A 12,025-nucleotide genomic window follows, 5' to 3' on the forward strand; every position below is an offset into this window, starting at 1 on the left:
GCCTAAATTTTCTATCTTGTGCGAACCAAATTGTTATCATCATGAAAAAAATCTCCCTTTTACTTCTAATCACTTTCTTTGCGTTAACCTCATTTGCCCAAACTGATATAAATATGGGCATTATACCCGCACCTGTTTCGATTAAAAAAAATAACGGGATCTTTTTATTAGATAAAACTGTAGCATTAATTAGTAATGAAACAGCAAATGCCAAAACTGCAGATTTATTAAATGCATTTATAGTTAAAAAAGGTGGATTTGCATTAATAGAAGCCAAGTCGACTACAAATGGTCAAAAAGCAATTGTGTTAACGTCGGTAGGTGCCGATAAGCTTCCAACTGAAGGTTATAAGATTCAAATCACAAAAGACCAAATTAAAGTTGTTGGTAAAGATGCCGGTTTGTTTTATGCAGTACAATCTTTAATGCAATTGATGCCAGATAAAAAGGATGATAAAATAACAATTCAAACGGCAGAAATTACAGATTATCCTCGTTTTAAATATCGTGGAATGCATTTAGATGTTTCTCGTCATTACTTTCCGTTATCGTTCATCAAAAAATATATAGATATTTTAGCGATGTATAAAATCAATACTTTTCATTGGCATTTAACTGATGATCAGGGTTGGAGAATTGAAATTAAACAATATCCTAAATTAACATCGGTTGGTGCCAAAAGAAGCGGAACAATTGTTGGAAATTATCCAGGTACTGGCGGGACAGATAATATTCCTCACGATGGTTTTTATACACAAGAAGAAGCAAAGCAGGTAATTGCTTATGCTGCATCTAAATACATTAATGTGGTTCCAGAAATAGAAATGCCTGGTCATGCTTCTGCTGCAATTGCGGCCTATCCAGAATTGAGTGCTTTTCCTGAAAGAGATACTTGGGTTGGTGAAAAAGCGCCTTGGAGTGGTGATAGAAAGGGCAAACAAGTACAGCAAACCTGGGGTGTTTTTGATGATGTTTTTGTACCTACAGACAATACGTTTAAGTTTTTAGAGAATGTTTTAGACGAAGTGATCGCTTTATTTCCATCAAAATATATCCACATTGGTGGAGATGAATGTCCGAAAGAATATTGGAAACAATCTGAGTTTTGCCAAAAGTTTATTAAGGATAATAATTTAAAAGATGAACACGGCTTACAAAGTTATTTTATCCAAAGAATAGAAAAACATGTGAATGCCAAAGGCAGATCAATAATTGGATGGGATGAGATTTTAGAAGGTGGTTTGGCGCCAAACGCAACGGTAATGAGTTGGAGAGGAGAAGCAGGTGGAATAGAAGCAGCCAAACAAAATCACGATGTAATTATGACGCCGGGATCTGCAGGGTTATATTTTGATCATAAAGCATCGGCCTCGCCAGATGAGCCTTTAACTATTAGTGGTTTGGGTACTGGTTTTTCTAATTTTCATAAAGTTTATAATTACGATCCTGTTCCTGCGGTTTTAACGGCTGAACAGAAAAAATATATTGTTGGTGTACAAGCAAACGTATGGACAGAATATATGGAAACGCCTAGTAAGGTTGAGTACATGATTTTTCCGAAAATTTATTCGCTTGCCGAAATAGCATGGACACCAGTGGAGAAAAAAGACCTCAAGAATTTTACGGAAGAAAGAGTGCCAATGCACTTGGCAAAATTAGACCAAACGAATACTAATTACTGGGTTCCCGTACCAATTGGGCAGCCAGAAAAGGTATTAAATGGAGATAGCTTTACGATAGATTTGAAAGCTCCTATTGCTGGTGCTAAAATTTATTATACATTAGATAATTATCGTCCATCAGAAAATGCTACAGCTTATACAAATGCAATTAAAGTAACTGTACCTCAAGGACAGAAAAAGATACTTAAAACTATCGTGGTAACACCTAGCGGAAAAAGAAGTGTAGTTAGCGAAACCATTTTAAACAATGGAGCGACAGACGTAAAAACAAAATAAATTTTGTTAAAAAGGGTTAAAAGCTATAAATTGGATAAATAAAATTGATGACATCAAATGAAATTAAATAATGCCTTTAAATCTCTTTATTTAGGATTGGTAGCAATTAGCTTTTTATTCGCTTGTACAAGTGATGAAAAGCCTGTAACAACAGCTAAAACAGAAGTTGCACCAGTATCAAAAAATCCTTTTCCTTTTTATAAAAGCATTGAGATAAAGCCTGGTTTTAATTTTGAAGTGGTGAGCTGGGGCAAAGGAATTGACACTCTAGGGGGCTATTTAATTCTAATGTCTGATTCTTTAAAAAACAATTACAAATCAATTTCGGTTGAGCGTGAAGGTGTTATTTCGGAAGCTTGGAATATGGATTTAGACAATGATGGTAATCCTGAAATTTATATCCAATACTTAATCAGAAAAAATACAAATGACCTCAATGTTTACGAGTACGCAAATAATGGATTTAATAAAATTAGCTTCCCTGGTTTAAGTAGCGAAAATAAGAAAGGCTATAAAGGAGATGATCAATTTTATATTAAAAATGGCGATTTATTTCGTACAGTACCTATTGTAACAATTGATAGTGGAAAAACAACCACTTTGGTTAAAACATTACAATATAGCTTAAGAGGAAATAGTTTTGCGGCAAGCGAGGTTAAGTATAAAGAATAAAGCAGTTTTCAGTTTTCAGTTGTCTGTTAACAATTTGTGGTTTACAGTAATCACTTCCTATCTATTATTTTCGGCAGATGGAGTTAAATATAGTAAAGCCATGAACTGAAAAAACAATTAATTTTATTAAACCATAACTTAAAATTTTAAACTACCAACTGTTTACTGATACTTATTTAATTGATCTTGTATGTAATTATCCCAACGTGCTTGCGCTTCTAAATCAGATCCATGTTTGGTTTCAACATCATATCTGCTTTGCATTTCGCTGTAATATTTACTTACTCTGTTAGCATTTGCCTGTATTAATCTTTTGTAATTTGAAATGGTATATCTCTGAAAACGTACTTGGTTTTCTCCTTCTTTTAAAAGTAGGTAATTGATATTTACATGACCTTGCTCGTGATTTAAAAGCTGCCTGCTAATTTTTCTATTTGCAATTCTTTCGGGTTTAACCCAAGATTGATCCGGAACAACTCCGCCAGTAAACTTAAAATCTATATGCAAATTGTTTCCACTTATTTTGGAATTGTAGCTGTAATGCCAATTAGTTACCGTTAATGCTGCATAAGCAGATCTTCTATCTGGCTTAGCCAAAAAATGAGTTTCCCAATCTACTTGTTCAGGAACTATGTCTTGCTGTGTTTTAAAAGAAAACAGCAATGAGCTAACGAGTATAAATAAATAGCTTAATGTAGAGGTCTTAACGTTTTTCATTCAATTTTATAGAACGAAAGCCGTGCCAAATAATTGTATTTTATTTCAACTGTCCGCCTATGCGTTCAAATTTTTCAATTAGCAAAGCAATTCGCTCTTTGTCTCGTTTAATTACTGCTTTTCTTACTAATGTAGAACAGAAAATCATCCAACCAAAACTTACTACGATAGCTAATACTTGCATCCAAAATTCTAAATGAGCCAAAATTTCTACAAAATAGAATATCATTCCTAAAGAAAGTGCAATCGCATAAAACCAATAAAGCCTATTGTATAATGCAAAACGATTTAATTGATATTGTTTTAGGCTTGCAATAAATTCATTCGGATTTGCTGTAAAATCGTTTTTGGCAATAAGACGATGTTGATTATAAAGAATGATGGTGTAAACAGCTATGGAAACGATGATAATGCTGATACCAGCATGGGTTGTCCAACTTTGTACATCATAAAATATCCATAACATAGCCATAGCTACAATTGATAGCGCCATACCAGCAAGGTTTAAAAGAGATCTTGTACGCATACCATTTACATCCTTTTTTACTTGCTTAAGCATTTCATCGGCAGAAATTTTTACATCAACCGTATGCTTAGCCCAAAGTGCTTCTATTTGATCAAATTCTTGCATGTTGATTGTATATTTCAGTCAGTTTTTGTTTAATACGATGAATTTTTACTCTTAAGTTTCCTTCGCTAATACCAGAAATATCTGCTATTTCGTTGTATGGAAGTTCATCTAATACCATGGTTATAATTAAACGATCATTTTCTTCTAACAAAGAGATCGATTTGTAAAGTAGTGCTACTTGTTCGTTCTTTTCAGAAAATTCTTCAATCTTATTCTCGATAATATTCTCCGTTAATTCATCTTTTGCCTGCCTTTTTTCAGAGCGCAAATAAGTGAGACAGGTGTTTACAGCAATGCGATAAATCCAAGTAGATATGAGTGATTTGTTTCTAAACTTATCCAGATTTTGCCAAACCTTTAAAAAAGTTTCTTGTAGCAGGTCATTAGCAGAATCTTTATCGCCAGTGTAACCATAGCACAAATGGAAAATCTTTTTAGAATTTTTATCAAATATTTCCTTAAAAAGTTGATCCTTCAGATCCATTAAATGATGTTTTTATAAATATTAGATAAAAATAGTGTTAATTTGTTACATGTAAATGTTAACCAAAATTAATAAAAGTTTGCTTGATACGCTCAAAACTTTAATTTTGTCAAACAGAGGGAAATACTTTAAAATCGCATGGTTTATTTTGTGTGTAAATTGTTTTTTCAGCTTTATAAATTCCAAATTATAAAATTTAATTTAAGCCAAATATAAATTTACACTATCAATTTAAAAGATGTGTTAGCATTAAAGCATCATCAAAAACTTTTAATTTGAGCTCAATACCTTAAAAAAAAATAAATGAGAAAAAACAAAATTGGGCTGATCACCTTAATTTTCATCACTATTGCCATCTTATTAACGGTTTTAAACCAATTTAATATCGTTCATCTTTCAGAACTTTTTTTAATGCCAATGCGCTGGACATTAGCTTTGGTTTTAATCATATATGCTACGGTTAAGAAAAATCTTACTACCTGGATATTAATTTGTATGATTTTAGGTGTATTTGTTGGGCTAGATTTTCCAAATGTGGCTGCTGCTTTACATCCACTAAGTAAAGGTTTTATTAAATTGGTAAAAACCATTGTTGGTCCAATACTTTTCGGAACCTTGGTTTATGGTATTGCTGGTCATTCAGATTTAAAACAAGTGGGCAGAATGGCATGGAAATCTATGCTTTATTTCTTTTGTGCAACATCTTGTGCTATTTTTATTGGTTTAGCCGTAATAAATATTACTCATGCAGGTGTTGGTGTAGATATTACGCAAATGCCTAAAGAAGAATTGCCTACAGCAAAAATCGTTGATACTAGTTTAGAAAAACTACCAGAAAATGTACATGGAATTTATAAGTTCACTAATTTTATTTACGAACTGTTTCCAGAAAACGTAATTAAATCAATGTACGAAAATAAGGTTTTGCAAATCGTTGTATTTTCTGTGCTTTTTGGTATTGGTTTAGCAATGGTTGAGGAAAAGAAGCGAAAGCCACTCGTAGATTTTGCCGAAAGTTTGTCGGAGGTAATGTTTAAGTTTACCAATATCATTATGTATTTCGCACCAATTGGTGTAGGTGCTGCAATGGCTTATACGGTTGGGCATTTAGGGATAGATATCTTAAAAAACCTATTCATGTTGTTGGGTTCGCTTTACATTGCATTAATCATATTCGTAATGTTGGTATTTGTGCCCATTATGCTTTTCTTAAAAATTCCAATTAAAAACTTCATTAAGGCTGTTAAAGAGCCTGTTTCTATCGCATTTGCAACAACCAGTTCTGATGCAGCATTGCCTAAGGCAATGAGCAACATGGAGAAATTTGGTGTGCCACGTAAAATTGTATCTTTTGTAATTCCGACGGGTTACAGCTTTAATTTAGATGGAACATCATTATATCTTTCGCTAGCATCTATTTTTGTAGCACAAGCTGCAGGTATGGATTTAAGTATTGGTCAGCAATTGGCTATTGCTTTTACGTTGATGATTACCAGTAAAGGTGTGGCAGCTGTGCCAAGAGCTTCATTAATTGTATTAATTGCAACAGCAGAGCAGTTTGGTTTGCCAGTATTTATCATTGCAGCTATTTTAGGTATTGATGAGTTAATGGATATGGCCAGAACATCGGTAAATGTAATTGGTAATTGTTTAGCAACAGTTGTAATTGCTAAATGGGAGAAAGAATTTGATAATAATGCAGCACAAAATTTTGTAGAAGATTAACATGTCAAGTAGAGGAAAAAAAATATTTTTAGCATCAACCATTATTATTCCATTTTTAATTTACGCCATCGTTTATTATGCGCCAATTATTCGTAATGCACCTTTTAAAGCAAAAGAATTTGTCTCGCTAGAATATAAATGGGGCATAGGTAGCAATTTAGAAAACTCTTATAATTCTGCCACAGGCGAGTATAAATACTACAATAGAAACGATTCATTAATTGTTACTAAACTGATGTTAAACGAGCGTGATAAAAAGTTTTTAGATAGTAATGCTGATGAACAGGGATTTTGGAATTTACCTGATATTGTAGCCAATACCGAAGCAGATGTTCAGCAATCTAAAGCGTTAAGGTATTTCATGAAGTTTAATTATGAGACCAAATCTAAAGAAGTAACTTATTTGTCTGATTTTAGTGGTAACCCACGAATGCGTGGTGCTGCTGCTCAAATGCAAAAAGTTATTGAGCAAAAATTGGTTGACTTAGAGGAGCGTTCAAAAGAGAATAAATAAGCTACATCACTTAAAATAAATCCAACTTAGGTATCGCAAATGTTATCCCGAATTAAAAAAAATATTTCTTTTATTGCTACCGTAGTTGTTATTATCATCATCAGCATTGCTGGATATTTTGTAATTAACAAACAAAAAGGACCTTTCTCTGCATCAGAATTGGTTTCTATTGAGTACAAATGGGGCTTAGGAGATAGTTTGGTTAATGCTTATAATTCTGCATCAGGCAATTATCAATATTTAGATAATAGAGATTCGTTGATTACAAAAAAATTAAAGCTTAGAGCAAATAACATCATTTTTATACACAGCAAGGCAAATGAACTAGATTTATGGACTTTGCCGAATGTGATTGCTAATAAAAATGCCAACTTAAAAACAGATCAAACATTACGCTACGAAATCATTTTTAACTATGAAACTAAAGTTAAAAAAATCGTTTTTTTAACAAATTACGACGAGGATATGTGGGTTTTAGATCGTGTTAGCCAGTTGCAAAAAACAATCAAATCTACCATTGATGAAGTGGAAGATAGGTACACTAATCCTTAACATTTCTTAACAAAAAGTATTGCCCTATTTAAAAAGTTAATTCGTACATTTACGATATATTCGTAATTAATGGAAAAGTTAACTTTACAAGAGGAAGAAGCAATGCTGGCTATTTGGCAAGTTGGGGCAGGTTTTATAAAAGATTTTATGGATGTGATGCCAGAACCTAAACCACCTTATACTACACTTGCATCTACAGTAAAAAATTTAGAGCGTAAAGGTTTTCTTAAAAGTGAAAGATTTGCGAATGCGAATAGGTATAGCGCAAAAGTGAAAGAAGAAGCTTACAAAAAACGTTTCATGAAAGGTTTTGTAAACAACTATTTCCAAAATTCATATAAGGAATTGGTCGCTTTTTTTGCTAAAGACAATAAAATAAGTGCAGATGAATTGAAGGAGATTATCAATTTGATCGAAAACCCTAAAAAATAATCTTATGCCGCATTTTTTTATCATCCTGCTTAAGATAAATTTAGTGCTTATTTTATTTGCTGCAGCCTATTATTTTATCCTTCGAAAATTAACGTTTTATGTAATCAATCGCCTATTTTTGGTCTTTGGTATTTTATTTTCTACCATCTATCCATTTATAGATCTAACTGATTTTTTTTACCAAAATCAGCAAGCAGCTGTATTTGTTCCAGAGATTAATCAACAAGTTAAATCTTTAATGCCATCAAATTTAATTATTAAATATTGGCAGTGGATTGGAGCTTCGTTCTATGTTGGTGTGGCTTTTATGGCTTTTAGACTTTTTATACAATTTCTTTCCCTCATTAAAATACATCGCAAATCATCTCCAGGTATCATTTCCAATTTTAAGGTAAGGATATTAAATGAAGCCGTTGGCCCTTTTTCTTTTTGGCAAACAGTTTATATTAATCCTGCATTACACAATGAAAACGAATTGAATACCATTTTAACACATGAACAAATTCATGTAAAGCAGTGGCATACCTTAGATATTATATTAGCAGAGCTGAGTGTGGTTTTTTATTGGTTTAATCCGGGTATTTGGCTTATGAAACGAGCGGTTAAAGAAAACTTGGAATTTATAACTGATGAAAAAATATTGAAACGAGGCATGGATAAAAAAGCTTATCAATATAGTTTGTTAGATGTAGGCAATCTTGTACCAGCAATAGAAATTGTAAATAATTTTAATCTTTCTGATTTAAAAAAGCGAATTAAAATGATGAATGCTAAACGATCTTCAAAGTTTAGTTTAAGTCGTTATTTACTTGTTTTACCCATCTTATTGTTAAGTACTTTGGCCTTTACAGTGGCAAAAAAGGAAGAAATTACAGCACAATTTAAACCAATAAAAAATGTTTTAGCTAGTGTAAATATATTGGATACATTAACTACTGCAGCAGACATAAATTCTTCAATTCCAAAACGTGAGGTAGTTAAAGTTAAATCAAAAAAAATCATCAAGCAAAGTACTGATTCTTCAAGCTCGAAAAATATTAATTTGATGGTGAAATCTGTATTCTCAACGCTAGATAGTTTAACTTTTAAGACCGGTGAAGATCATCATAAGAAATTTACATTCTCATTTAAACAAAATCAATCAGAAGCTTCAGGCCAATTAAATGGGATAGTAAAAAAGAGTATCATCTTTTTAAAAACAGATACCTCAAAAACTACAGCTAGCGTAGAAAGAAGAAATGAAGTTTTGAATTTATTGGTGCAAAATAATTTACCTTTAGAAACTGATAAAACTGCAGATAAAGAAAATAAAGTAATCATTAGAGCTTATAAAGTAAGTTCTAAATTTGAGCCTAGCAGTGATAAAAATGTTAGTTTTTATTTAGATGGAAAAAAAGTTACTAAAGAAGAGTTAGATCAACTTAATTCAAATGAAATAAGCAGTGTTTCAGTTGTTAAAGGAGAAAAAGGTGGCGAAGTAAGGATTACTGGAAAAGGAGCAATTACAAAAAATTAAAATATTTACTTGCAGTATTTAGTTTTTAATTCATCTGTAATTTCTTCGGTGATTCTAATGATATCGTCAGGAGTATCATCATTATTTACCACAATTTTATTGCATTGCTCTCTATACGGTAACAGAAATTCTTTGTAAGCGGGCACTACATGGTTGTGCCATTTGTACAGCACATCGTCCTCAGGATAGCCTCTATCCATTCCATCACGTTTAATACGGCGTTGTAATGCAACATTTTCCTCTGCTTCTATAAATATACGCAAATCCAATAGTTCGGCAATTTGCTCAAAATGTAAAATAAATAACCCTTCTACAATAATAATTGGAGCAGGATTAATCTCTAAAATTTTTACTACTGCTAAAGGATTGTTAAAGTTGTATTCCTTTTTATAAACAACTTCACCTTTAATTAATTTTTTAATGTCAATTAAAAATTGTTCATCATCAATGGTAGATGGAAGATCAAAGTTGTACAATTTGTTTTCTTCTTGTGTCATTTCACCTGCCGGTATGTAATAATCATCCTGCGATAAAAGTGTCACTTCATCATTTTTAAAATGATGTAAAAAACTGTTTAAAAAGAAAGTTTTACCAGAACCGCTACCACCTGCGATACCAATTATTAGCGGTTTATTGTTGTTCATTCTCTTGAGCACCGTAATTTATATTGCAATAAAATCTTTTATCTAAAGCACCAACAGCGTCTGCTACTGCTTTTGTCATTACAATGATAACATCTTTTGTTGATTCATTCTCGGTAAATTTACCAACAACCTTTGCAAATGCCGATCGATTGCTCATTGGATTGGTAACTTTAATAATGGTTCCTACAGTTGCTGTACGGTGTAAAACCAACATTTTGTTAGGGTCTAAATCTTGGTCTGCTATCCAAACGGCAGTTCCTTTTTCTTCAATTTGGGTAATCCCGTATTTACTAGCAGGTTGTCTTAAAGAAGGATCTTTAATGGTGTTTTCATCTTCTGTTGGTTCGTCAGTACCATAATCAGCAACTGATCTCGAAGCATCTTTTATGATCAATTTTTGACCAACTACCACTTCATCTTTTGTTAAATTATTAGCTGTTTTAATTTGGTAGGTTGTTAATCCATATTTTTTAGCAATAGAATAAATGGTTTCTCCTGCCAATACATTGTGCGTATAGCCTACCACATTATTGTTTTGCACCACAGTTTGTTGTTCTGCTATAGGTTTAACTATTGGCTTTGTAACTACTGGTAATGTTGTTTGAATGGGAGTTGGCGTTGGAGTTTGGGTAGTTTCAACCGCAACCTGATTTGTATTTGATATCTTTAAAACCTGTCCAATTCTTAAATTGTTAGACGACAGTCCATTTAATCTTTTAATTTCATCTACCGTAGTTCCATATTTCTCAGCTAATAGATTTAAATTTTCCTTTGCCTTTATGGTATGTTCAATAATTGCTGCATTTTCATTTTGCACAACAGCTGGTGTAGTTTGAACAGTTTTAGGTGCATTATAAACAGGAACCTTGGGTGTTTGCTGATTAACTGTTTGCGAGATATTTTCGCTTCCATTTGGTATAAGTAAAACTTGCCCAATTTGTAAATTAATAGAAGTTAAATTATTTAATCTTTTAATCTCGTCTACCGTAGTTCCAAACCTTTCGGCAAGCATATTTAAATTGTCTTTTGCCTTTATGGTGTATTCAGTTTGCTTAGCATTACTTGCAACTGCAGCAGCCTGATTTCCTGCAAAAGCTAAATTTGTAGGTACTTTTACAATAATACCAATCTGCAACAACTTACTATCGTTAAAAGTCATTACATCCTTGTAATTAACACTGTATCTTTTAGCTATAGAATAGTAAGTTTCCTTCGCATCAACCTTATGTAAGATTAGTTTTTTACCGTTGCTATTTTCAACCCCAACTGAATCTATTGCATTTTTAGCTTTAGAAATAGATAAATTAATAAATAGAGCAGATAGAAATAATATATATGTTTTTTGCATCAAATTCTTTTAATATTTGGAACGACAATTATACGAAAATTAATTTTTACGCCATTGCCATTGTAAAACGTTAATACAATTGATGTATTGTATGTTTTTTAAAAAATATGCAAACTTTTGCCTACAACCAATTGTTGTATGTGTATTAGAACAACCTTAAAATTAATAAACATCATGGATGCAAAAGAAATAAGCTTAAGCGAGAAAAAAGTTAAACCTGTGGTTGATATGTTAAATGACTATTTAGCCAATTATCATATCCATTATCAAAAATTAAGAGGTTGCCATTGGAATATTAAAGGGCAAAACTTTTTTACATTGCATGTTAAGTTTGAAGAATTATATACCAATGCACAGCTTACAATTGATGAAATTGCAGAAAGAGTATTAACCTTGGGCAAACCACCACATAGCAGATTTGAGGATTATATCAAAGAATCTACCATCAAAGAAATTAATACAATTGGCATGAGTGATATGGCAATGGTTGATGAGGTTTTAGCCGATATGGCAAAATTAATTGAAATAGAACGAGATTTATTAGAGGCTTCTGACACGGCTGGTGATGATGGCACCAATGATATGGTTAACCGTTTTATGCAGTTTAAAGAAAAAACCAATTGGATGTTACGCTCATTTGCTGGTAAAAAATAGGCTTTAATTAAGCCAAGTATTAGCCACATTATTTAATAAAATGATGTGGCTATTTTTTTGAAGCGCAAATTCAGTAAAATGATCAATGTTCGTCCTACTTTCCGCTATATTTTTTTTTATGCTTCGACAAGCTCAGGACAAAAAGCATGCCGCTGCAATTAGGGCTATTGTTTAATGG

13 protein-coding genes are annotated in these 12,025 nt (G+C 32.2%); 8 read left to right on the top strand and 5 right to left on the bottom strand.

The window, feature by feature from the left end:
* The first annotated feature begins 41 nt into the window (after window positions 1–41).
* Together FA045_RS09665 and FA045_RS09670 are read left to right on the top strand one after the other, a co-directional pair.
* The gene (locus tag FA045_RS09665; protein ID WP_136876859.1) at window positions 42–1,958 is read left to right on the top strand and encodes a beta-N-acetylhexosaminidase; all 1,917 of its coding nucleotides are present in this window, start codon (window positions 42–44) and stop codon (window positions 1,956–1,958) included.
* A 57-nt stretch (window positions 1,959–2,015) separates the two neighbouring features.
* Window positions 2,016–2,630, top strand: coding sequence for a hypothetical protein (locus tag FA045_RS09670; protein WP_136876860.1), 615 nt, complete (start codon window positions 2,016–2,018; stop codon window positions 2,628–2,630).
* 162 nt (window positions 2,631–2,792) lie between these two features.
* On the opposite strand, the gene FA045_RS09675 is transcribed toward FA045_RS09670, so the two are convergent.
* From FA045_RS09675 to FA045_RS09685, 3 genes are read right to left on the bottom strand one after another with little or no spacing between them, the layout of a single operon-like run.
* Window positions 2,793–3,347, bottom strand: coding sequence for a DUF922 domain-containing protein (locus tag FA045_RS09675; protein ID WP_136876861.1), 555 nt, complete (start codon window positions 3,345–3,347; stop codon window positions 2,793–2,795).
* Between the two features lie 40 nt (window positions 3,348–3,387).
* On the bottom strand, window positions 3,388–3,978 hold the full coding sequence (locus tag FA045_RS09680; RefSeq protein WP_136876862.1) for a hypothetical protein: 591 nt from the start codon (window positions 3,976–3,978) through the stop codon (window positions 3,388–3,390).
* Window positions 3,965–4,462, bottom strand: a complete 498-nt coding sequence (locus tag FA045_RS09685) for an RNA polymerase sigma factor (protein WP_136876863.1) — start codon at window positions 4,460–4,462, stop codon at window positions 3,965–3,967. Before FA045_RS09685 ends, FA045_RS09680 begins: the two co-directional genes overlap by 14 nt.
* Before the next feature lie 303 nt (window positions 4,463–4,765).
* Here FA045_RS09685 and FA045_RS09690 point away from each other — a divergent pair, with 303 nt between their 5' ends.
* From FA045_RS09690 to FA045_RS09710, 5 genes are all read left to right on the top strand, one after another.
* A complete protein-coding gene (locus tag FA045_RS09690) occupies window positions 4,766–6,187 on the top strand; it encodes a dicarboxylate/amino acid:cation symporter (protein WP_136876864.1) in 1,422 nt (473 codons plus the stop codon).
* Window position 6,188: 1 nt separating this feature from the next.
* The gene (locus tag FA045_RS09695; RefSeq protein ID WP_136876865.1) at window positions 6,189–6,701 is read left to right on the top strand and encodes a hypothetical protein; all 513 of its coding nucleotides are present in this window, start codon (window positions 6,189–6,191) and stop codon (window positions 6,699–6,701) included.
* 39 nt (window positions 6,702–6,740) lie between these two features.
* Window positions 6,741–7,253, top strand: a complete 513-nt coding sequence (locus FA045_RS09700; RefSeq protein ID WP_136876866.1) for a hypothetical protein — start codon at window positions 6,741–6,743, stop codon at window positions 7,251–7,253.
* 69 nt (window positions 7,254–7,322) lie between these two features.
* Window positions 7,323–7,685 carry a BlaI/MecI/CopY family transcriptional regulator gene (locus FA045_RS09705; protein ID WP_136876867.1) on the top strand — a complete coding sequence of 121 codons (363 nt, stop codon included), beginning with the start codon at window positions 7,323–7,325 and terminating at the stop codon, window positions 7,683–7,685.
* 4 nt (window positions 7,686–7,689) lie between these two features.
* On the top strand, window positions 7,690–9,201 hold the full coding sequence (locus FA045_RS09710; protein WP_136876868.1) for a M56 family metallopeptidase: 1,512 nt from the start codon (window positions 7,690–7,692) through the stop codon (window positions 9,199–9,201).
* Window positions 9,202–9,206: 5 nt separating this feature from the next.
* Here the strand turns inward: FA045_RS09710 and FA045_RS09715 are convergent, their stop codons facing one another.
* Together FA045_RS09715 and FA045_RS09720 are read right to left on the bottom strand one after the other, a co-directional pair.
* Window positions 9,207–9,845 carry a uridine kinase family protein gene (locus FA045_RS09715; RefSeq protein WP_136876869.1) on the bottom strand — a complete coding sequence of 213 codons (639 nt, stop codon included), beginning with the start codon at window positions 9,843–9,845 and terminating at the stop codon, window positions 9,207–9,209.
* Window positions 9,832–11,193 carry a LysM peptidoglycan-binding domain-containing protein gene (locus FA045_RS09720; RefSeq protein ID WP_136876870.1) on the bottom strand — a complete coding sequence of 454 codons (1,362 nt, stop codon included), beginning with the start codon at window positions 11,191–11,193 and terminating at the stop codon, window positions 9,832–9,834. The genes FA045_RS09715 and FA045_RS09720 overlap by 14 nt, the downstream gene beginning before the upstream one ends.
* Window positions 11,194–11,367: 174 nt before the next feature.
* On the opposite strand from FA045_RS09720, the gene FA045_RS09725 reads away from it, so the two are divergent.
* On the top strand, window positions 11,368–11,847 hold the full coding sequence (locus tag FA045_RS09725; RefSeq protein ID WP_136876871.1) for a Dps family protein: 480 nt from the start codon (window positions 11,368–11,370) through the stop codon (window positions 11,845–11,847).
* Window positions 11,848–12,025: the final 178 nt, after the last annotated feature.

The sequence above is a fragment of the Pedobacter cryotolerans genome (assembly GCF_005116475.1).
Lineage (GTDB): Bacteria > Bacteroidota > Bacteroidia > Sphingobacteriales > Sphingobacteriaceae > Pedobacter > Pedobacter cryotolerans.

Excerpts from the sequence above, each read along its gene's own strand:
- FA045_RS09665 (WP_136876859.1), top strand. The coding sequence starts at position 42 with ATGAAAAAAATCTCCCTTTTACTTCTAATCACTTTCTTTGCGTTAACC.
- FA045_RS09670 (WP_136876860.1), top strand. The coding sequence starts at position 2,016 with ATGAAATTAAATAATGCCTTTAAATCTCTTTATTTAGGATTGGTAGCA.
- FA045_RS09675 (WP_136876861.1), bottom strand. The coding sequence starts at position 3,347 with ATGAAAAACGTTAAGACCTCTACATTAAGCTATTTATTTATACTCGTT.
- FA045_RS09680 (WP_136876862.1), bottom strand. The coding sequence starts at position 3,978 with ATGCAAGAATTTGATCAAATAGAAGCACTTTGGGCTAAGCATACGGTT.
- FA045_RS09685 (WP_136876863.1), bottom strand. The coding sequence starts at position 4,462 with ATGGATCTGAAGGATCAACTTTTTAAGGAAATATTTGATAAAAATTCT.
- FA045_RS09690 (WP_136876864.1), top strand. The coding sequence starts at position 4,766 with ATGAGAAAAAACAAAATTGGGCTGATCACCTTAATTTTCATCACTATT.
- FA045_RS09695 (WP_136876865.1), top strand. The coding sequence starts at position 6,189 with ATGTCAAGTAGAGGAAAAAAAATATTTTTAGCATCAACCATTATTATT.
- FA045_RS09700 (WP_136876866.1), top strand. The coding sequence starts at position 6,741 with ATGTTATCCCGAATTAAAAAAAATATTTCTTTTATTGCTACCGTAGTT.
- FA045_RS09705 (WP_136876867.1), top strand. The coding sequence starts at position 7,323 with ATGGAAAAGTTAACTTTACAAGAGGAAGAAGCAATGCTGGCTATTTGG.
- FA045_RS09710 (WP_136876868.1), top strand. The coding sequence starts at position 7,690 with ATGCCGCATTTTTTTATCATCCTGCTTAAGATAAATTTAGTGCTTATT.
- FA045_RS09715 (WP_136876869.1), bottom strand. The coding sequence starts at position 9,845 with ATGAACAACAATAAACCGCTAATAATTGGTATCGCAGGTGGTAGCGGT.
- FA045_RS09720 (WP_136876870.1), bottom strand. The coding sequence starts at position 11,193 with ATGCAAAAAACATATATATTATTTCTATCTGCTCTATTTATTAATTTA.
- FA045_RS09725 (WP_136876871.1), top strand. The coding sequence starts at position 11,368 with ATGGATGCAAAAGAAATAAGCTTAAGCGAGAAAAAAGTTAAACCTGTG.